General features: G+C 71.7%; 15 protein-coding genes and 1 pseudogene. 4 read left to right on the forward strand and 12 right to left on the reverse strand.

All coding sequences use genetic code 11. The features are described 5' to 3' along the window. Positions 1-40 precede the first annotated feature (40 nt). The 3 genes and pseudogenes from rplU to ABLE53_RS03210 all read right to left on the reverse strand — a co-directional run bounded on the left by rplU (position 41) and on the right by ABLE53_RS03210 (position 5,019). Entirely contained in the window at positions 41-343 is a 303-nt protein-coding gene (gene rplU / locus ABLE53_RS03200; protein WP_348857762.1) for a 50S ribosomal protein L21, read from the reverse strand. Positions 344-1,275: 932 nt separating this feature from the next. Next, positions 1,276-3,864: pseudogene (locus ABLE53_RS03205) on the reverse strand (Rne/Rng family ribonuclease); the annotation flags it as partial. 417 nt (positions 3,865-4,281) lie between these two features. After that, positions 4,282-5,019 carry a TIGR03936 family radical SAM-associated protein gene (locus ABLE53_RS03210; RefSeq protein WP_348857170.1) on the reverse strand — a complete coding sequence of 246 codons (738 nt, stop codon included), beginning with the start codon at positions 5,017-5,019 and terminating at the stop codon, positions 4,282-4,284. Between the two features lie 135 nt (positions 5,020-5,154). Between ABLE53_RS03210 and ABLE53_RS03215 the strand changes: the two genes are divergently transcribed. Together ABLE53_RS03215 and ABLE53_RS03220 are read left to right on the forward strand one after the other, a co-directional pair. After that, positions 5,155-6,360 carry an MFS transporter gene (locus tag ABLE53_RS03215; protein WP_348857171.1) on the forward strand — a complete coding sequence of 402 codons (1,206 nt, stop codon included), beginning with the start codon at positions 5,155-5,157 and terminating at the stop codon, positions 6,358-6,360. Continuing rightward, complete coding sequence (locus ABLE53_RS03220; protein WP_348857173.1) at positions 6,357-7,472, forward strand: endonuclease/exonuclease/phosphatase family protein; 1,116 nt, start codon at positions 6,357-6,359, stop codon at positions 7,470-7,472. Before ABLE53_RS03215 ends, ABLE53_RS03220 begins: the two co-directional genes overlap by 4 nt. A 27-nt stretch (positions 7,473-7,499) precedes the next feature. Here the strand turns inward: ABLE53_RS03220 and ABLE53_RS03225 are convergent, their stop codons facing one another. The 3 genes from ABLE53_RS03225 to ABLE53_RS03235 all read right to left on the reverse strand — a co-directional run bounded on the left by ABLE53_RS03225 (position 7,500) and on the right by ABLE53_RS03235 (position 12,592). Continuing rightward, the gene (locus ABLE53_RS03225; protein ID WP_348857174.1) at positions 7,500-8,591 is read right to left on the reverse strand and encodes an LLM class flavin-dependent oxidoreductase; all 1,092 of its coding nucleotides are present in this window, start codon (positions 8,589-8,591) and stop codon (positions 7,500-7,502) included. A 166-nt stretch (positions 8,592-8,757) separates the two neighbouring features. Next, on the reverse strand, positions 8,758-10,746 hold the full coding sequence (locus ABLE53_RS03230; RefSeq protein WP_348857176.1) for a TIGR03960 family B12-binding radical SAM protein: 1,989 nt from the start codon (positions 10,744-10,746) through the stop codon (positions 8,758-8,760). An 82-nt stretch (positions 10,747-10,828) separates the two neighbouring features. Then, the gene (locus ABLE53_RS03235) at positions 10,829-12,592 is read right to left on the reverse strand and encodes an MDR family MFS transporter (protein ID WP_348857177.1); all 1,764 of its coding nucleotides are present in this window, start codon (positions 12,590-12,592) and stop codon (positions 10,829-10,831) included. 295 nt (positions 12,593-12,887) lie between these two features. Here ABLE53_RS03235 and ABLE53_RS03240 point away from each other — a divergent pair, with 295 nt between their 5' ends. After that, positions 12,888-13,541, forward strand: coding sequence for a DUF222 domain-containing protein (locus ABLE53_RS03240; RefSeq protein ID WP_348857178.1), 654 nt, complete (start codon positions 12,888-12,890; stop codon positions 13,539-13,541). Further along, positions 13,538-14,131 carry an HNH endonuclease signature motif containing protein gene (locus ABLE53_RS03245; RefSeq protein ID WP_348857179.1) on the forward strand — a complete coding sequence of 198 codons (594 nt, stop codon included), beginning with the start codon at positions 13,538-13,540 and terminating at the stop codon, positions 14,129-14,131. The genes ABLE53_RS03240 and ABLE53_RS03245 overlap by 4 nt, the downstream gene beginning before the upstream one ends. A 26-nt stretch (positions 14,132-14,157) precedes the next feature. Here the strand turns inward: ABLE53_RS03245 and ABLE53_RS03250 are convergent, their stop codons facing one another. The 6 genes from ABLE53_RS03250 to ABLE53_RS03275 are packed head-to-tail and all read right to left on the reverse strand — an operon-like array spanning position 14,158 to position 20,525. Next, positions 14,158-14,619 (reverse strand): GNAT family N-acetyltransferase, encoded by a 462-nt coding sequence (locus ABLE53_RS03250; RefSeq protein ID WP_348857181.1) that lies wholly within the window; start codon positions 14,617-14,619, stop codon positions 14,158-14,160. 46 nt (positions 14,620-14,665) lie between these two features. Then, positions 14,666-15,850 carry a rod shape-determining protein RodA gene (gene rodA / locus ABLE53_RS03255; protein ID WP_348857183.1) on the reverse strand — a complete coding sequence of 395 codons (1,185 nt, stop codon included), beginning with the start codon at positions 15,848-15,850 and terminating at the stop codon, positions 14,666-14,668. Next, the gene (gene mrdA, locus ABLE53_RS03260; protein WP_348857184.1) at positions 15,847-17,967 is read right to left on the reverse strand and encodes a penicillin-binding protein 2; all 2,121 of its coding nucleotides are present in this window, start codon (positions 17,965-17,967) and stop codon (positions 15,847-15,849) included. Before mrdA ends, rodA begins: the two co-directional genes overlap by 4 nt. Further along, positions 17,967-18,512, reverse strand: a complete 546-nt coding sequence (mreD, locus tag ABLE53_RS03265; RefSeq protein WP_348857187.1) for a rod shape-determining protein MreD — start codon at positions 18,510-18,512, stop codon at positions 17,967-17,969. The genes mrdA and mreD overlap by 1 nt, the downstream gene beginning before the upstream one ends. A 10-nt stretch (positions 18,513-18,522) precedes the next feature. Next, the gene (gene mreC / locus ABLE53_RS03270; protein ID WP_348857189.1) at positions 18,523-19,497 is read right to left on the reverse strand and encodes a rod shape-determining protein MreC; all 975 of its coding nucleotides are present in this window, start codon (positions 19,495-19,497) and stop codon (positions 18,523-18,525) included. After that, positions 19,497-20,525 carry a rod shape-determining protein gene (locus ABLE53_RS03275; protein ID WP_348857190.1) on the reverse strand — a complete coding sequence of 343 codons (1,029 nt, stop codon included), beginning with the start codon at positions 20,523-20,525 and terminating at the stop codon, positions 19,497-19,499. Before ABLE53_RS03275 ends, mreC begins: the two co-directional genes overlap by 1 nt. Positions 20,526-20,641: the final 116 nt, after the last annotated feature.

The raw sequence follows: 20,641 nt of genomic DNA on the forward strand, positions 1-20,641 counted from the left end.
GTCGTGAGTGAGCCGTGGGCGATCAGGCCGCCGCCCCGGATCAGGAGTTGATCGCGGTGACCTTGACCTGGGTGTACTTCTGGCGGTGACCCTGGCGCTTCTTGTAGCCGGTCTTGTTCTTGTACTTCTGGATGACGATCTTCGGGCCCTTGGTGCCGCCGACGACCTCGGCGCTCACGCTGGCCTTGTCGAGACCGGTCGAGGTGACCTTCTCGCCGTCCACCAGGAGCACGACCGGCAGGGTGACCGAGGAGCCGGCCTCGCCGTTGACGCGGTCGATCTCGATGACGTCGCCGACGGCAACCTTCTGCTGGGTGCTGCCAGCCTTCACGATCGCGTACACCGCGGTCTCCTTCATCAGCATCGGAACTCAAGAACTGTGGTCTGCGCACGCCGGTCAGCCCTGGTGACCCAACGGTGAGACCGGAGGATCCGAACGAGCAGGTGCCGCAGAGATGACGCGCTTCGCGCGCCGAGGATCAATAGTACGCAGAGCCCCGCGAGCACCGCAAAACGTCGCGGCGACCCTGCGGAGCCACGCGGTCAGCGCTTGCGCGACCCCTTCTTCTTGACCGGGACGTGCTCGATGTGGGACTCGTCCGAGTCGCCCTCATCGGAGACGGTCTCGACCATCACCGCGCCGCCGGAGGACTCGCCGTCCTCGGGCGCCGCGGTCGCTCCTGCGGGCCTGCTCGCGCCGCGGCGCTCGCGCGTGATCACCTTCGGCGGCTCGGGGGCGGCGACCGGCGCGGTGGAAGGTACGACGACCGGCGACGCCTCCACGACCACCGGCTGCACGTCGCTGGTGTGCTCGGGCGAGCCGGCCGGGCGGTTCGCCGCCCGGCGGCGGGTGCGCGTCACGACCCTCGGCCTCGCGGCCTCCTCGGGCTGCTCGGGCTCGGGCTGCTGCTCGGGCTGCTCCTCACCCATGGTGACTGTGTTGGTCTCGGCACCGGCTCGCTGGCGCTCGCCGGGCTCGACCGGCGTCTCGGCGGGCTGCTCGGTCGACTCAGCAGAGGCTGCTGGCGTCTCCTCGGCCGGCTCGCCGGGCTGCTCGGTCTGCTCCGTGGGCGGCTCGGGCTGCTCGGCGGGCTCGGTGTCGGTCTGCTCGACGGCGACGGGCTCGAGTGGAGTGACGGCGGCCTCGTCGGCGGTCGGCGCCTGCGCCTGCGCGGCCGCCGCTGCTTCGGCCTCGGCCTTCTCCTCCGCATGGCGGGCCATGGCGGCGAACTCGGCGGGCGTGGGCGTCTTGGGCGTCTCGGCCGGGGTACTCGACTCGGACTCGTCCTTGCTGCCCTTCCCGCGGCCGCTGCGGCGGCGACGGCTGCGCGGCTCGTCGGGGGTGCTGCTCTTGCCGGACTCGACCGGGTGGTCGTGGATGATCAGGCCGCGGCCGCCGCAGGCCTCGCAGGTCTCGGAGAAGGCCTCGAGGAGGCCGGTGCCGATCCGCTTCCGGGTCATCTGCACGAGGCCGAGGGAGGTGACCTCGGCGACCTGATGGCGGGTCCGGTCGCGACCGAGGCACTCGACGAGCCGGCGGAGCACGAGGTCGCGGTTGGACTCGAGCACCATGTCGATGAAGTCGACGACGATGATGCCGCCGATGTCACGCAGCCGCAGCTGTCGGACGATCTCCTCCGCGGCCTCGAGGTTGTTCTTGGTGACGGTCTCCTCGAGGTTGCCGCCGGACCCGGTGAACTTGCCGGTGTTGACGTCGATGACCGTCATCGCCTCGGTGCGGTCGATGATCAGCGAGCCGCCTGACGGCAGCCAGACCTTGCGGTCGAGGCCCTTGGCGATCTGCTCGTCGATGCGGTACGCCGCGAAGGCGTCTGCGTGGGAGCCGTTCTGCGGCTCGTACTTCTCGAGGCGCTCCTCGAGGTCGGGTGCGACGTACGAGACGTAGTTCTGGACCGTCGCCCAGGCGTCGTCGCCCTGGATGACCAGTCGGGTGAAGTCCTCGGTGAACAGGTCGCGGACGACCTTCAGCGTCAGGTCCGGCTCGCCGTAGAGCAGCTGCGGCGCGTTGCCCTTGGCCTTCTTCTCGATGTCCTCCCAGCGGGCCTTGAGGCGCTCGACGTCGCGGGTCAGCTCGTCCTCGGCGGCGCCCTCGGCCGCCGTACGCACGATGACGCCGGCGCTGTCCGGGACGATCTCCTTGAGCAGCGTCTTGAGGCGGCTGCGCTCGGTGTCGGGCAGCTTCCGGGAGATGCCGCTGGTGGTGCCGTCCGGGACGTAGACCAGGAAGCGGCCGGCCAGCGAGATCTGCGAGGTCAGTCGCGCGCCCTTGTGGCCGATCGGGTCCTTGGTGACCTGGACGAGCACCTTCTGGCCGGTGGTGAGGACCGACTCGATCTTGCGCGGCTGCCCCTCCTTCCAGCCGAGCGAGGCCCAGTTGACCTCGCCGGCGTACAGGACGGCGTTGCGGCCCTTCCCGATGTCGACGAACGCCGCCTCCATGGAGGGAAGGACGTTCTGCACCTTGCCGAGGTAGACGTTGCCGATCAGCGACGTCTGCGACTCGCGGGCGACGTAGTGCTCCACGAGCACCTTGTCCTCGAGCACCGCGATCTGGGTGAGGTCGTCACGCTGGCGGATGACCATGACCCGCTCGACCGACTCGCGGCGGGCCAGGAACTCCGCCTCGCTCACGATCGGCGCGCGACGGCGGCCCGCCTCGCGACCCTCGCGGCGGCGCTGCTTCTTGGCCTCGAGCCGGGTCGACCCCGACAGCGCCGTGATCTGGTCCTCGGCGGAGCGGGTCTGGCGGACCTTGGTGACGGTGTTCGGCGGGTTGTCGTCGTCGGCCGAGTCGGAGTCACCGGCACGGCGACGGCGACGACGGCGACGCGAGCTGCCACCGCCCTGCTCCTCGCCCGCTTGCTCCGCGGCGCTTTCGGTGTCGCCGGCCTCGCCGGTCTCCTCGGTCTCGGCGGTATCGTCGGTAGCCGCCGCCTCGCCGTTGTCGCCGTTGTCACCGTTGTCGCCGTTGTCGCCGCCGGACTTCCGGCGCCGGCGGCCGCCGCGGCGACGTCGACGGCGGGCCCCGCCGCCCTCGCCGGCCTCCTCGGCCTTGTCCTCGGCCGACTCGCCTGCGTCGGCTGCTGTGCTGGTCTCGTCACCGGCTCGCTGGCGCTCGCCGGGCTCGACCAGCGTCTCGGTGGTCGGCTCGGCGGGCTCTTCCGCGGGCTCCTCCGGCTCCGGCGCGGCCTTCTTGCGGGAGGGGCGCTTGCGGGCGGGCTTGGCCTCCGGGGCCTGGAAGAGTACGGCGGGTGCGCCGGCCGCCTCCTCGGACGCGGCGACGTCCTCGGGCGACTGGGTCGCCTCGGTCGACTCGACGGGGCCGGTCTGCTCGGCGGTCTCGGGCGTCTCGACGCCGTCGGGCTCGACCACGGTCGACTCGGTCGGCCCGGCCTCCTCCGGCTCAGCCGCCTTCTTGGTCGTCCGCTTCGCGGTGGTCTTCTTGGCGGTGGTCTTCTTCGCTGCCGTCTTCTTGGCTGCGGTCTTCTTGGCCGCGGTCTTGCGCGCGGCGGTCTTCTTCGCCGGAGTCTCCGCCGCCTCGGTGGGCCCCTCGGCCTGCTCCGACTCCGGCTCAGCGGGGTCGGCGGCGGGCGCGTCCGCGTCCGCTCCGACCCCGGGGAGGGCCTCGTCAGCGGACGCGGCGGCCTTCCTGGTCGTCCGCTTCGCGGTGGTCTTCTTCGCTGCCGTCTTCTTGGCTGCGGTCTTCTTGGCCGCGGTCTTGCGCGCGGCGGTCTTCTTCGCGGGGGCCTCGGCGGCCCCCTCCGTGGCAGCGGGGCCGCTCTCCGGGTTGTCCGGATCGTTGTCGGTCGGCCCGAAGCTGTCGACGGTGGTCTCGTCGGCCATGCCGTACTCCTAGGTCCGCCGCCGGTAAGGCGGCCGGACGGTCATCGGCCCGGGCGGCCCGCAGCTGCGGCCGCGCCCGTGGCGCAAAGCTTGTCAAGTGGCGGCGACACCCTCCGCGGTGCGTCACTGGAACACCCGAGTCGCCTGCCGCGGTCGCTGGCTTCCGATGGATCTCACCGGGGCGGGTCGCTGTCACCGACCTGCCGGGCCGCGTCGCGGTCTGGCGACGCCGTGGTCTCCCACTGTGCCGCCCCGGCGCCCCCGGGAGGGCCCGTGACGGCGAGAACGTCGTCGGATCGGTCGCTGTGCCGGCGGGGTGCCAGCCGCTGTGACCAACCGTGGCGAGTATCGCACACGACCCCACGGATGCGTGGCATCCCCGCGTTCGCAGGGCGGGATCCGGCGCCGCGAGGGCGGTCAGGAGGCGCGGTGCAGCGGGTCGCCGATCGACCCCGAGGACGCGTCCCACGGCCCCTGTGCGAGTCGGGTGAGCAGCGCGAGGCCGCCGTGCTCCGGCCCGACCTTCAGACCGCCGACCTTCTGCAGCCCGGTGACGACGTCGTCGGGGCGTACGGCGGGGGTGCCGTGCCGCAGCACGAGCTCGAGCCGCGATCCGCCGTCGCGCGCAGCAGCGGTCAGCGTGTGCACGGCCGCGCGGCAGTCGAACTCCCGTATCCCCTTCTTCGTCATCCGCTCCACGAGGATCTCCGGTGCCGCGAGGAACGCCTCGACCGCGGCGGCCGCCTCCTGGACGGGCGTCGGCAGGTCGATGATCCAGCTGCTCGCCTCGAGCAGGTCCGCCAGCGCGCCGCTCGGCGCCTCGGAGGTGTCGACGACGTCGAGCAGGTCGAGCCCGTCGGGCATGACCTCGTCCAGCGCCGCCCGCGCGGCGGCCGGCTCGACCCTCTCCTGGAGGGCGAGTTCGAGGTACTCCGCCTCGCTCGCCGCCCCTGTCGGCGCCGCACCGGCGTACGAGATCCGCGGGTGCGGGTTGAACCCCGAGGAGTACGCCACCGGCAGCCGCGCCCGCATGACCGCCCGCTCGAAGGCCCGGCTGAAGTCGCGGTGGCTGGTGAACCGGAGCCTGCCGCGCTTCGCGTACCGGATCCGCAGCCGCTGGACCGGCGGGGCTTGCTGCTCGGGCTGCTGACGCACGGCCTCAGGGTAGATCCGCCCGGACCGCCGCAACGATTCGGGACCGCCGCGCGTAGTCCGCCCGTGCGACCTCATCTTGGGGAGACCCGCGAGCCGCTCCGCGCCCCGATGAGGGCTGGTGCGAGGATGCCGACAGTGAACCGCCGTACGACGTCCGCCGCCCTCCTCCTCACCGGGATCATGCTGCTGGCGCTCAACCTGCGCCCCGCTGCGGTGAGCGTGGGTCCGGTCCTCGAGGAGGTACGCCGGTCGCTGGGGATGTCGACGCAGCTGGCGTCGGTCCTCACCTCGCTGCCGGTGCTGGCGTTCGCGGTCTTCGGTGCGATGGCGCCGCTGTTCTCCCGGCTGTTCGGCATCCACCGCGCGACGCTGCTGTCGCTCTTCGCGATCGCGGTCGGGCTGTTCTCGCGCGCGCTCGCGTCCAACGACCTGGTCTTCCTCGGGCTCTCGGCGGTGGCGCTGGCCGGGATGGCGGTCGCCAACGTCCTCCTGCCGTCCCTGGTCAAGCGGCACTTCCCGGACCGGATCGGCCCGGTCACCGCGCTCTACTCGACCGTCATCGCGGTCAGCCTGACGATGGCCCTCGTCCTCACCGTGCCGGTCTCGACCGGTCGCGGTGGCTGGCGCACCGGCCTCGCCGTCTGGGGCGTCCTCGCGGTCCTCGCCGCCGTCCCGTGGCTCGGCCTCGTACGCCATGACCGGTCCGGCCCGCCGCCGGCGAAGACGATCCGCGTCGTCGACGTCGCGCGCAGCCGCCTCGGCCTCGCGATGGCGGGATTCTTCGGGATCCAGTCGCTGCAGGCGTACGCCATCTTCGGATGGTTCGCGACGCTCTGGCGCGACGCCGGCTACTCCGCCGGCCGGGCGGGCCTCCTCGTCGGCCTGGTCGCTGCGACCGCGATCCCGCTCTCGCTCTTCGTCCCCGCCGCGGCCGCCTGGGCGCGCGATCCACGGGCGCTCGTGATCGGCGTCTGCTGCTGCTTCCCGCTGGGGTACACCGGCCTGCTGGTCGCCCCGCACGCGCTGGCGATCCCCGCGGCGCTGGCGCTCGGCGTCGGCACCGTGGCGTTCCCGCTGGCCCTCGTGCTGATCGGTCTGCGCAGCCGGACGCCGGCCGGCACGGCGGCGCTCTCCAGCGTCACCCAGGCCCTCGGCTACTGCCTCGCGGTCATCGGTCCGTTCGGGGTCGGCCTCCTCCACGACGCCACCGGCGGCTGGACCTGGCCGCTGGTGGCGCTCGCGCTCCTCGAGGCCCCCCACATCCTCCTGGCCCTGTACGTCGGCCGCGGGCTGCACATCGAGGACGAGCTGCGGTCCCGGACACCCGTGACCGCGTCGTGAACGCCCTGGTCCGCCTGCTCCGCGGGCTGGGCCGCCGCCTGGGCCGCGCGCTCCGGCGGCGCGACCTGCCCGTGCCGGGCGCGCGCGTCCGCTGGCGCGACCTCGCCCCGGCCCTCGTCCTCGGCGCGGTGCTGGTCCTGATCGGCGCGGTCGTCCTCTTCCGTACGACCGGCGGTCCCGAGCAGGCCGGCCCCGCCCCGACGCCGTCGCCCGGCACGAGCGCTCCCGGGCTCCCCGGCTCTCCCGCACCCCCCGGCTCGTCGGCGGCCTCCGGCTCGTCGGCGGCCACCGGCGGAGCGAGCCGTACGCCCTCGCGCAGCGCATCGGGCCCGCCGAGCCTCGACCCGTCGATGCTGCCCACCCTCCCGGGCTGCCTGTCGCCGCTGGCGCTCACGGTGATGACGTTCAACATCCACGGCGGCGTACGCGTCACGGCGCCGCACCGGTTCGACCTCGACCGCATCGCCGCCGAGATCGAGGCGGCCCGGCCCGACGTCGTACTCCTGCAGGAGGTCGACAGGTTCCGCAGTCGCAGCGGCGACCTCGACGTACCCGGCGTCCTCGGCAAGCGCCTCGGCATGACCTCGGCGTTCGGCTTCAACGTCCGCCACGGCGCCGTCGGGCAGTACGGCACCGCGATCCTCTCCCGCTATCCCATCGAGGAGACGAAGAACGTTCCGCTACCCCGGCCCGCGGGCACCCAGCAGCGCGGACTGCTCCTGGCCCGGATCTCGGTCTCGGGACAGCAGGTGGACATCTACGACACCCACCTCGAGAACACCTCGGCCACCGCGCGACGGCTGCAGATGCTCCGCGTCCGGCAGCTGCTGGCGGGCGTCGACCACCCGGTGGTCCTCGGCGGCGACCTCAACTCCGTCCCCGGGAGCGACGTCCTGCGCATCGCGACCGGCTTCCTGAGGGACAGCTGGGCCGAGGTCGGCACCGGTCCCGGCGCCACCCACGGCGGCCGGCACCACCTCCGCATCGACTACCTGCTCCACAACTCCTGGCTCCGGCCGCTCACAGCGCAGGTGCGGCCCTCGGCGGTCTCGGACCACCGGGCGCTCCGGGTCGGCTACGCGCTGTGGTCGCAGGCAGGCTGCGGCACCTGAGCCGCCTCGGCGGACGCGTGTCTGACCTCAGACCGGCACCGTCTCGCCGACCAGATCCCGCAGTCGCGGGATGACCGAGGTGCCGACCCGGGCGATCTCGTCGCGGTACGGCGTGTCGGAGAGGATGAAGTGGCTGACGCCCAGGCGGTGGTACGCCGCCAGCGCCTCGGCCACGTCGTCGGCCGACCCCACGAGCCAGGTCGTGCCGGCGCCACCACCGCCGACCTTGCCGGGCACGGTGTAGAGGCAGGTGTCGAGCACGTCGCCGCGCTGTTGGAGGTCGAGCAGCCGCTTCTGGCCGACGGCATTGCCCTTGTGGCGGTTGCCCTGCCACATGTCGGCGTTCTCGGCGAACTTCACGACCTTCGCCTCGGCGTCCCGCCACGCCTCCTCGGTCGTGTCGCGCACCAGGGTCGTGATGCGCAGCCCGTACTCCAGCGGCTTGGCCCGGTGGTCGGCCTTCGCCTCGAGGGCCTTGAGCCGGCCGACCCGCTCGGCGATGCCGTCCAGCGGCTCTCCCCAGAAGAGCTGGACGTCGGCCTCCTCCGCCGCGGTGAGCTCCGCGGCCGGCGAGGCGCCGCCGAAGTACAGCGTCGGGTGAAGGCGGTCGCCGTCGACGTACGGCCGCAGCGCAAGGGTGGCGTGCTCCACCCAGTAGTGGTCGCCCTTGAAGGTCACGTCGTCCTCGGTCCACAGCCGGCGTACGAGCTGCATGAACTCGGTCGTGCGCGCGTAGCGCGTGGGCTGGTCGGCCTCCGGGTCGCCGTACGCCGCCGGGTTGTCCTGCCCGCTGACGACGTTGACCAGAAGTCGGCCACCGGTGAGGTGGTCGAGCGTCGCCGCGGCCGTCGCGAACTGCGCCGGCTGCCAGTAGCCGGGACGTACGGCGGCCAGCGGCTTGAACGTCGTCGTGTGCGCCGCGAGGGCGGTCCCGACGGTGAAGGTGTCCGGGCGGCCCCAGCCGGTCCCGATCAGCGCGCCGCCCCAGCCCGCCCGCTCACAGCGGTGTGCCAGGTCCACCGAGTAGTCCAGGGTCCCCCAGCTGTCGTCGGTGGTGTCGTCGCCGCGGTGGCCGGACTCGACGGTGTTCGGGATGTACCAGAGGAACTCGAGCGTCATGCCGCCAGCATAACCACACTAAGTCGCTGTTCTTAATGCATCCACCGCCGAGCACGCGGACTGACACAATCCCGCAGGTGTGCCGAAATGACGGCTCCGCTCGCCCGGACTGCCCGCGCTTCCCCACGTCTGCACGGTTGTGCAGCCGCGGCCCGAGGCCTCAGCCTCAGACCACGCTCAGCGGCAGCAGCTTGCGGCCGGTGGGGCCGATCTGGATCTCGGTGCCCATCTCGGGGCAGACGCCGCAGTCGTAGCACGGCGTCCAGCGGCAGTCCTCGACCTCGATGTCCTCCCCGTCGGCGGCGGCGAGCGCGTCCTCCCAGTCGGCCCAGAGCCAGTCCTTGTCGAGGCCGGAGTCGAGGTGGTCCCAGGGCAGGATCTCGTCGAGGTCGCGCTCGCGGGTGGTGTACCAGTCGAGGTCGACGCCGGTGCCGGCGAGGGCCGTCTCGCAGGCGGCCACCCAGCGGTCGTACGAGAAGTGCTCGCTCCAGCCGTCGAAGCGGCCGCCGTCGCGCCAGACCTCCTCGATGACCGCGCCCACACGGCGGTCGCCGCGCGAGAGCAGTCCCTCGATGATGCCGGGCTTGCCGTCGTGGTAGCGGAAGCCGATGGCGCGGCCGAACCGCTTGTCGGCGCGGACCACCTCGCGGAGCTTGGCGAGCCTGACGTCGGTGGTCTCGTGGTCGAGCTGGGCCGCCCACTGGAACGGCGTGTGCGGCTTGGGCACGAACCCGCCGATGGAGACGGTGCAGCGGATGTCGTTGCGGCCGGAGACCTCGCGCCCCTTGGCGATGACCTTCTTGGCGAGGTCGGCGATCGCGAGGACGTCCTCGTCGGTCTCGGTGGGGAGCCCGCACATGAAGTAGAGCTTCACCTGACGCCAGCCGTGGGAGTACGCCGTGGCGACGGTCCGGATCAGGTCCTCCTCGGTCACCATCTTGTTGATGACCTTGCGCATCCGCTCGCTGCCGCCCTCGGGCGCGAAGGTGAGCCCGGAGCGCCGTCCGTTGCGGGAGAACTCGTTGGCGAGCGTGATGTTGAAGGCGTCGACCCGGGTCGACGGCAGCGACAGCGAGACGTTGGAGCCCTCGTAGCGATCGGCGAGCCCGGTCGCGATGTCGCCGATCTCGGTGTGGTCGGCGCTCGACAGCGACAGCAGGCCGACCTCCTCGAAGCCGGACTTGCGGATGCCGTTCTCGACCATGTCCCCGATGGTGGTGATGGACCGTTCCCGCACCGGGCGCGTGATCATCCCCGCCTGGCAGAACCGGCAGCCGCGGGTGCAGCCGCGGAAGATCTCGACGCTGAACCGCTCGTGGACGGTCTCGGCGAGCGGCACCAGCGGGTTGCGCGGGTAGGGCCACGCGTCGAGGTCCATCAGGGTGTGCTTGCGGACCCGCCACGGCACGTCGGGACGGTTGGGTACGACGGCCTCGATCCGCCCCTCGCAGTCGTAGGCGACGTCGTAGAACTTCGGCACGTAGACCGCGCCGCTCACCGCGAGCCGGCGGAGCAGCTCGTCGCGGCCACCGGGCCGGTCCTCGGCCTTCCACTCAGCGGTCACCTCGGAGATCTTGAGCACGACCTCCTCGCCGTCGCCGAGGACGGCGGCGTCGAGGAAGTCCGCGATCGGCTCGGGGTTGAAGGCCGCGTGGCCGCCGGCGATCACGATCGGGTCCTCGTCGGTTCGGTCCGTGGCGTGCAGCGGGATCCCGGCGAGGTCGAGCGCGGTGAGCATGTTGGTGTAGCCGAGCTCGGTCGAGAAGCTCAGGCCGAGCAGGTCGAAGGCCCGCACCGGCCGGTGGCTGTCGACGGTGAACTGCGGGATCGGGCCCTGCTCGTCGCCCTCGCGCATGATCCTCTCGAGGTCGGGCCAGACGGCGTACGTCCGCTCGGCGAGGATCCAGTCGCGCTCGTTGAGCACCTCGTAGAGGATCTGGACGCCCTGGTTGGGCAGCCCGACCTCGTAGGCGTCGGGATACATGAGCGCCCAGCGGACGGTCTCGCCCTCGGGGGCGCAGCTCCACTCCTTGACGGTGGCGTTGAGCTCACCGCCGACGTACTGGACCGGCTTCGAGACCAGGGCCAGACGCGGCTCGAGACGGGGGAAGACGGACTCCGGCTCGCGGTCGAGATCGCGCGTGGCGACGGGCACTGCTGACACCTCAACGGTTGGGTCGGGGAAGGACGTCGTTCAAGCGTACGACGGCCCGCGACCGCGGCACGAAACCCGGCGGTCAGTCCTTCTCGGCCGGGACTGCAGGCTCCCCCGCCTGCGCCTGCGCGCGGGCGGCCGCCGACGCCGAGGTCTGACGCAGCTCGACCTCGGGGAGCATCAGCAGGACGAGGAAGGCGAGCAGGCCGACACCGCCGGCGGCGAGGAAGACGCGCGACATCGAGGTCGCGAAGCCGACCTTGAACGGGTGGGCGAGCCGCGAGTCGAGCGAGTTGATCACCGAGGAGTCGGAGGTGACGGTGGCGAAGACGCCGTTCTTCGGCATCGCCGGGCAGTGCTGGTTGTGCTGCTGACACTCGAGGATCCGCAGCTCGTTGACGAACTCCGCGTCGACCGGCAGCTTGGACTTCGCCTCACCCGCGGCGCGACCGGACTCCTGCGCCTGCGCGGCCGCGGTCGTGAAGGCGGAGTCGTTCGAGGCGTCGCGGAAGGCGTCGACGATGTTGCCCTGGACCGACGAGAACAGCATCGAGAGGAAGACCGCCACGCCGAGCGTGCCGCCGATCTGGCGGAAGAACGTCGCCGAGGCGGTCGCGACGCCGATCTCCTGCGGCGGCACGGCCGACTGGATGGTGAGGATGAGGGGCTGCATGCAGTTGCCGATGCCGAAGCCGACGACGAGCATCGCCGCCATCACGAGCACGAGGTTGGTGTCGGCGGTGATCCGGCTGAGGAGCAGCAGCCCGACGGTCATGATCGCCGAGCCCACGACCGGGTAGATCCGGGTCTTGCCGGTCTTGGAGATCAGCTTGCCGGAGATCAGCGCGGCGGACATCAGCCCCGCGACGAGCGGCAGCATGAGGAAGCCCGACTCGGTCGGCGTCGCCCCGTGGACGATCTGCATGTAGAGCGGCAGGATCATCATCCCGCCGAACAGCGCGGCGCCGACCAGCAGGTTGGCGGCGATCGTCACCGCTGCGGGCTCGATCCGGAACAGTCGCAGCGGGATGAGTGCCGCGTCGCCCATCTTCGCCTCGGCGCCGACGAACAGCAGCAGACCGACCGCTCCGATGACGAAGCAGACGACACTGCGGCCCGAACCCCAGCCCCAGGTGCGACCCTGCTCGGCAACGGTCAGCAGCGGCACCAGGCAGATGATCAGCGCGAGCGCGCCCGGCCAGTCGACGCGGACGTTGCGCCGCTCGTGGTGCACGTGGAGTGTCCGGAAGATGACGATCAGGGCCAGGATGCCAATCGGGACGTTGACGAGGAACACCCAGCGCCAGCCGGCGATCCCGGCGATCGAGTCGGTACCGGCGAAGAAGCCGCCGATAACCGGCCCGAGCACGCTCGACGTACCGAAGGTCGCCATGAAGTAGCCGGTGTACTTCGCCCGCTCCCGCGGCGAGACGATGTCTCCCACGATGGCCAGCACGAGCGTGAACAGCCCGCCCGCGCCGAGGCCCTGGAACGCGCGGAACGCCGCCAGCTCGTACATCGACTGCGCGAACGTGCACAGCGCCGAGCCGACGATGAACACGCTGATCGCGAACATGAAGAGCTTCTTGCGGCCCCACAGGTCGCCGAGCTTGCCGTAGATCGGCGTCGTGATCGTCGCGGTGATGAGGTACGCCGTCGTCACCCACGCCTGGACGTCCAGACCGTGCAGGTCGTCGGCGATCGTCCGGATCGACGTCGACACGATCGTCTGGTCCAGCGCCCCGAGGAACATCCCGAGGAGAAGGCCGGTGAGGATCGTGACGATCTGCTTGTGGCTGTATTCGCCGGGGCCCGCGTGACCCGGCGCAGCGGCGCTCGTGCTCATCGGGCACCAAACTAATCGAGGATGCTGAGGCCCGGTTAAACAACCATGACAGTTGTCATCGGTCGCCGGTGCCCTCGGTCGCTCGTGGCCCGTCGGTCGAGCCCCCCTCGTTGGTCGAGCCCGGCGTGCGCTAGCAAGCCGGCGTCGAGACCAACACAGTCATCGCCGGCGTGCTTGGGCCCATGCCCGCCGGCCGGCTGGGCCGGTGTGGACGGCCGGACCGGAACTGTCGGTGGTCGCCGCTAGCTTTGGGAACACCAGATCGAAACCGGTCTCGGACCCGAGGAGGTGTGTCATGGCCGAGCTGACACCGGCGCCGGCGGTGCTCGCCTCGGTGCGGCACGCCCGCCGCGAGGTCGCCCGCGCCAGCCACCTGACCGGGCTGTTCCCGCGGCCCGACGAGGTCGAGGCGACGCTGCGGGAGCTGGCCGCCCTCGAGGCCCAGACCACCGCACTGCGGCTGCGGGTGATGGCGTCGGCCGGGCCGGTCGCCGAGCAGACCGGCGCCCGAGATGTGGGCGCCTGGTGGGCCGACGCCCTGCGTGCCGACCACCGCGCCGCTCGCGCCGACCTCAAGCTCGCCAAAGCACTCGACCGGTACGAGGTGCTGGCCGCCGCGCTGGCCGACGGCACCGTGTCGGTCGACCAGGCCCGCGTGATCGCCCGAGCCCTCCAGGCGCTGCCCGACGACCTCACCCCCGGCGAGGTCGCGAAGGCCGAGCAGGTGATGGTCGACGAAGCAGCACGGCTCGACCCGGCCCGGCTCCGCAGGGTCGGGGCCCACCTGCTCGAGGTCCTCGACCCCCACCGCGCCGAGACCGAGCTCGGCAAGAGACTGCTCGCCGAGGAGGAGAGGGCCCACCGGCGGACCTCCCTGACCATCACCGACCCCGGCGACGGCACGTCCTCCTCCGCGGCCGGCTGCCCAGGGCGGCCGGGGTCCGGTTGAAGACCTACCTCGACGCCTTCACCCAACCCCGCCTCGCCCAGCTCGCCGAACGCGGCAAGACCGTCCCCTACGACCGGCTCCTCGGCACCGCGTTCACCCAGATGCTCGAGCGGATCGACCCCGACACCCTGCCCCATCACGGCGGCGACGCCACCACCCTCATCGTCACCATCGACGTCAACCAGCTCAACAGCGAGCTGGGTTCGGCATCCATCGGCAGCGACGGCGGCGTCAACGGCACCGAGATCTCCGCCGCCGAGGCCCGCCGACTCGCCTGCACCGCCGGCATCATCCCCGCCGTCCTCGACACCCACAGCGAAGTGCTGGACCTCGGCCGCAAAACCCGGCTCTTCACCCCCGCCCAACGCAAAGCCCTCCGAATCAGATACCCGACCTGCGCGGTCGACGGCTGCGAGGTCCCCGCCCCCTGGACCGACGCCCACCACCTCCACCCCTGGGCCACCGGCGGCCTCTCCGACATGAACAACGCCGTCCTCTTCTGCCGACACCACCACGGACTCGCCCACAACCCGGCATACACCCTGACGAGACACCCCGACGGCAGCATCAGATTCCACCGACGGACGTGAGGGGCGGCTCCGACACCCGGGCGAGGTCAGCGCGCGGCGACCGTCGCGGTCATGACGCAGTTGCTCTTGCCGTTCGGGCGGTCGTAGCTGAACCCGGCCTGCTCGAAGAGGGTCCGGGTGCCGTTGTAGAGGAACGACGCGGAGGTCTTCTTGCCCTGCAGGTCGTGCGGGTAGCCCTCGACGGTCCCGCCCCCCGCCTCGGCGATGAGGTCGAGGGCGCCTCGGAGCGCCAGGGCGGGGACGGCCTTGCGCCGGTAGCGCCGGTCCACGAAGAAGCAGGTGATGCGGTACGCCGGCGGGCTAGTCAGTCCCGCGTCGTACTCCCTGCGGTGGTAGATGTCCGGCAGCTCGGCGGGCGAGCCGTACTGGCACCACCCGACCGCGGTGTCGCCGTCGAAGACGACCGCCGCGTGGGCGCGGCCCTCCTCGACGAGGCGCTGCTTGAGGGCGCGGTTCGCCTCGACGGTGCGCTCCTTGTCGGCGGACATGGTGTGGAACCACGTGCACCAGCAGCCGCGGATGATGTCCGGTTCGTCAGCGCAGCACGAGCGGCCGCGCGGCGGCGGCCCGGCGTACGGCGGCCGGGGCGGTCGCGCGCACGTGGATGTTCTGCAGCAGGCCGACCGCGAGGAGCGAGGCGAACATCGAGGAGCCGCCGTAGGACACCAGCGGGAGGGGTACGCCGGTCACCGGCATGATCCCGAGGCACATCCCGATGTTCTGGAACGCCTGGAAGCCGAACCAGCAGGCGATCCCGGCCGCCGCGACCCGGCCGAAGAGGTCGTCGGTACGGGCGGCGATGCGCAGGGCGCGCCAGAGCACGACGAGCAGCAGCCCGATCAGGACGGCCGACCCGACGAGGCCGAGCTCCTCCCCCGCCACGGTGAAGATGAAGTCGGTGTGCTGCTCGGGCACGAAGCCGGCCCGGGTCTGGGAGCCGTGGAACAGCCCCTGCCCGAACAGCCCGCCGTCGCCGATCGCGATCCGGGCCTGCTGCACGTTGTAGCCCGCGCCGCGCGGGTCGAGGCCGGGGTCGGTGAACGCCATGAAGCGGTGCAGCTGGTAGTCCTTGAGCAGCCCGCCGGCGACCACCGCCGCCGCCGCGGCGACGCCGCCGACCGCGAGCAGTCCGAGCCAGCGCCGTGGGGTGCCGGCCGCCCCGAGGACGCCGAAGACCGTCGCGGTCAGGACCAGCAGCGTGCCGAGGTCGGGCTGCATGACGATGAGCACCGCGGGGATCCCGGCCACGAGCAGCATCGCGACCACGTCGCCGGAGCCGACCCGGCTCCGCCACCGCCCCTCGGTGCGCTCGGCGAGCACCAGCGCCATCCCGATGACGACGGCGAGCTTGGCGAACTCCGAGGGCTGGACCGACATGCCGAGCACGTCCAGCCACGACTGCGAGCCGTTGATCGTCTCCCCGGCCACCAGCACGAGGACCAGCCCGACCAGTGAGAGCAGGTAGACGGCCGGCGCCACGATCCGCACCCACCGGTGGTCGGTGGCGAGGACGAGCGCGAGCAGCCCGAGCCCGATGGCGATGTTGACGAGGTGGCGGCGGAGGTACGCCGTCGGGTCGCCGCCCTCGAGCGCCTCACGGTGAGCGGTCGCCGACCAGACGAGCAGCGAGCCGAGCAGCAGGAGCAGCAGCACGGCGCCCATCAGGACCCAGTCGAGGCGGGTGGCGCGGCGCAGCAGCCGGGCGGTCGCGGGCGTCATCGCTTCCCCTTCTTGCGGGCGTGGGGCGGGAGAATCGACCCGTCCTTGCCGAAGACTGGGAGCGCCTTCGGCTCGGTGGTGCCGGGGATGAGCGCCTTGTCGGGGTTCACCGTGGAGCCCTCGACGCCGTACAGCGCCTCCCAGATCTTGCGCACCGCCGGACCGGAGGTGCCGGACCCGGTGCCGCCCTGGCTGACCATCATCACGACCACGTAGTTCTTGTCGTACGTCGCGACCCAGCTGGTCGACTGCTTGCCGTTGACCTCGGCCGACCCGGTCTTGCCGCGCAGGTGGATCTGGTCGAGCGGGAAGCCGTTGAACTTCCAGGCCAGGGTGCCGTTCCAGGCCTGGACCTTGGGGGTGCCGAGGAGGGCGGTGTTGACGTAGTCGATGGCCTTCTTGCTCACCTTCGCGTGGCCGACGACCTTGGGCTTGATCCGCTTCAGGACCGTCCCGTCGGCGCCGACGATAGCCTTGCCGACCGTCGGCGCGTAGACGGTGCCCCCGTTGGACATCGCGGCGTACGCCCTCGCGAGCTGGAGCGGGGTCACCATCGTGTCGCCCTGGCCGATGGTGAAGTTCGCGGCGTCGCCCTGGCGGAAGTAGTTGCCCTCGAGACAGAACTCGTGGGCGAACAGCTTGAGGTAGGCGTCCGGCGCGGTCCCCTTCCTGTCCATCCGGCAGTAGTAGCCCTTCATGGCCTTGAAGTAGTCGGCCCGCCAGACCCGGTCGCCGACCCGGCCGCTGGCCTCGCCGGGCACGTCGATGCCGGTCGGCTCACCGAAGCCGAAGGTGTGCGCGGCGCTCGCGAGCGGGTCCTTCGCCTTCGCGTTGGCGGGGTCGCTGCCGTACCTGTTCCAGAAGTGCAGGCCGACCCGGTAGAAGAACGTGTCGCAGGAGACGTTGAGCGCCTCGGCGAAGGAGATGTCGCCGTACGACTCGGACTCGTAGTTCTTGAAGAACCGGTTGCCGATCTGCAGGCCGGAGGTGCAGCCCAGCCGGGTGTCGGGGGTGAGGTCGTCGCTCAGCGCCCCGGCGGTCATGAAGGGCTTCCACGTCGACCCGGGTGCGTACTGCCCCTGCGTGGCCCGGCTGACCAGCGGGTAGCCGGCCTTCTTGGAGTAGAGCCGGTCGAGCTCCTTCTGGCTGATCCCGCCGACCCACTCCGAGGGGTCGTACGTCGGCTGGCTGGCCATCGCGACGACGCGACCCGTCTTCGCCTCCATCACCACGACCGCGCCCGAGTCGGCGACGTAGTTCTTGTGCGTGACCTCGTCGTAGGTGTGCCGGGCGGTCCGGATCGTCTGGTGCAGCTGGCGCTCGACCAGCCCCTGCAGCTTGGCGTCGATGCTGGTGACGAGCGTGTCGCCGGGCTGGGCGGCGACCGACTGACCCTCGCCGATCTGCCGGCCGAGCGAGTCGACCGTGACCGAGGTGTAGCCGGGCATGCCGCGCAGCCACTCGTCGTACTCCTTCTCGACGCCGGCCCGGCCGACGACGGAGGTGTTGTTGAGCGACTCGTCGCCGGCCTTCTTCGCGCTGGCGTACTCCTTCCCGGTGATCGGCGAGAGATAGCCGAGCACGTCGGCGGCGTTGACGCCGTAGGGGTGCGGGTAGGCGCGGACGGTCTGCTTCTGGGCGAGGACGCCCGGGTAGTCCTCGGGCTGCTCGAGGATCTGGAGCGCGACCTTCTGCTTGACGTCGGAGGCGACCGGGACCGGCTGGTACTGCGAGCCGTTCCAGTCCGCGAGGGTCTTCTCGATCTTCTTCTCGCGCACGTGGACGACCGAGCCGACCCGGAGCAGCAGCGTCCTGCGGTCCTTCGCGTCGAGCTTCTCCAGCACCGTCTTGTCGATGCTCACGACCCACGAGGTGCGGTTGGTGACGAGCGGGACCCCCTGGTCGTCGACGATCAGTCCGCGCACCGGCTGCTGGACGACCTCGCGGACCGACTGGGAGGCGGCCTGCGCCTGATACGTCGGCCCGTGCGCGACCTGCAGGTAGTAGAGCCTGACCGCCAGCGTGGCGAAGAGTGCGAAGACCAGCGCCTCGATGACGATGAGACGCAGGCGGCTGGTGCGGGCGGTGCCGGGGGTCCGGCTGTCGTTCGCTGCCATCAGACCCGGGCGCGCTCCGGCTCGAGACGGCGCAGGAGCACCATCGCCCACGGCACCACGAACGGGGTCAGCAGCAGGTCCCACGCCAGGCTGATGCCGACCACCTCGAGCATCGGGCCGATGTCCGAGCCCTCGTGGAGCAGCAGTCCGGTGAGCGCGAAGACGCTGGTGCCTACGAACGAGCAGCCGGCGACGGTGGCCATCACCGTCATCGCCGGGAGCCGGTCCCCGAGCCTGCCCTCGCGGCGGTCGGGACGGACCAGCCCGGCGACGTATCCCACCAGGAGCAGGGCGATCGCCCAGCGCCCGGCGGTGTGGTCGGCCGGCGGCGCCAGGTCGAGGAGCACGCCGGCGGCGAACCCGAGCACCATGCCGAACTGCCCGCCGCGGGCGAGTGCGCCCGCGACGACCACCAGCAGGACCAGGTCCGGGACGACGCCGTCCCACGCGAACGCGCTGAACACGCTCACCTGGAGCAGCAGCGCGAGGACGACGAGCGCCACCGCGATCACGTTGCGCAGCGCCGTCGAGGTCGGCCAGGTCATCGCGTCCCCCTCATCCCAGGCTCCCGTCCGACTCGATCACGGCCCGGTCGCCGTGGGTGCCGGCCGGGACGACGACGCCGACGACGTCGAGGGCGCCGAAGTCGACGTACGGCTGCACCCGGACGGTGCGCGAGGAGTCACGGACGCTCGCGAAGACGCCGGTCACGCGGCCGATCGGCACGCCGGAGACGTACGGCGCGGCCTGGCCGTTGCCCCAGGTCACGACCTCCTCGCCCTTGACCGGCGCGACCGACTGGTCGACCAGCTCGAGGTCCAGGCCGCTCTTGCGGGCGATCACGCCGGAGCCGTGCACGAAGCCGACCTGCATCGAGTCTCCGACCCGTCCCCCGACGACGGAGTCGGCGTCGACGATGAGCAGCACCGTCGCCGTCGTACGGCTGACCCGGAGGACGCGGCCGACCAGGCCGTCGGCGCTGACGACGGTCATGTCCGCGGAGATGCCGGCCTCGGAGCCGGCGTCGATCGTAACGGTTCGGGTGAAGGACTGCGCCGGGCCGTAGGCGACGACCCGAGCGGGAACGAGGCTGTAGCCGAGGTTCTCCGCCGACTGCGTCAGGCCCTCGTACTCCTCCAGCCGGTTGCGGCCGAAGTCGGTCGCGTGCAGCTTCTGGCGCAGCTCGGCGTTCTCGGCCTCCAGGCCCGAGACGCGATCCTTCAGCTTCCCGCGGCTGTCGAACCAGCCGGGGAGGCCGGTGAGCGGCCGGGCGACCGCGCTGACCGCCGACTCGGCCGGACCGAACACGTCGTCGGCGAGGTCGCGCACCGGGGCGAGCGCCGGCGTCTGGTCGAGCGTGACGAGCGTGGCGCCGGCGAGCAGCAGGGCGACCAGCGTGGAGCGCTTCGGGCCGCGCGGGTCCCGCGGCTGCAGGCTCCCGCGGCGGTTCAGGCCCTCCTCGCCGGATCGACCGGCGGGCGGCCGCAGCCGGGTGAGGGGGCGGAGCGGGGGCGGGCTGAGGAGGGCCATCACCACCGCCTCGTCTCGGTGACGAGTACGGCGCGGAGCGCGTCGAAGTCCTCCACGCAGCGGCCTGCGCCGAGCGCGACCGAGGTGAGCGGCCCGTCGGCGAGGTGGACCGGCATCCCGGTCTCGTGGCGGAGCCGCTCGTCGAGGCCGCGCAGCAGGGCGCCGCCGCCGGTGAGGACGATGCCGCGGTCCATGATGTCGCCGGCGAGCTCGGGCGGGGTCTGGTCGAGGGTCGCGCGGACGGCGTCGATGATCCCGTGCAGCGGCTCCTCGATGGCCCGCCGGATGTCGGCGCTCGACACCGTGACGGTGCGGGGCAGGCCGCTGACCATGTCGCGGCCGCGGATCTCGGCCTCGGGCTCGGTGGGCAGCGGGAACGCCGAGCCGAGGGTCATCTTGACCTCCTCGGCCGTGCGCTCGCCGAGCAGGAGCGCGTGCTCCTTCTTCATCCACGAGACGATCGCGTTGTCGAGGTCGTCGCCGGCGGTCTGGACCGAGAGGCTCGTGACGATGCCGCCGAGCGAGATGACCGCGACCTCGGTGGTGCCGCCGCCGACGTCGACGACCATGTTGCCGGTGGGCAGGTGGACCGGCAGCCCGGCGCCGATCGCCGCGGCCATCGGCTCCTCCACGATGTAGACGTTGCGCGCGCCGGCCTGGTAGCCGGCCTCCTTGACCGCCCGGGTCTCGACCGCCGTGATCCCGCTGGGGACGCAGATGACCATCCGGGGCTTCGCGAAGTAGCGCCGCCGGTGGACCCGCTGGATGAAGTACCGCAGCATCTGCTCGGTGGCCTCGAAGTCGGCGATGACGCCGTCCTTGAGCGGGCGGATGGCGACGATGTCGTCCGGCGTACGCCCCAGCATGCGCTTGGCCTCGTGGCCGACCGCGAGCACCTCGCCGGTCTTCTGGTGCAGGGCGACGACGCTCGGCTCGTCGACGAGCACGCCCTTGCCACGCACGTAGACGAGCGTGTTGGCGGTGCCGAGGTCGACGGCCATGTCACGGCCGATGAAGCTGTTCGCCATGGGTCGTCTGCCTTCACTGGGCGCGGGCTCGGGGAAGGAAGGGCGCGCCCGTGTCCGAGGCTAAGGAGATCCGTGCCAGTTTCCGGTGAGGCACGCCGGTACTCCTGTGACGGATG

Origin of the sequence: Nocardioides asiaticus (assembly GCF_040049175.1) — a bacterium.
Taxonomy (GTDB): Bacteria; Actinomycetota; Actinomycetes; order Propionibacteriales; family Nocardioidaceae; genus Nocardioides; species Nocardioides cheoyonin.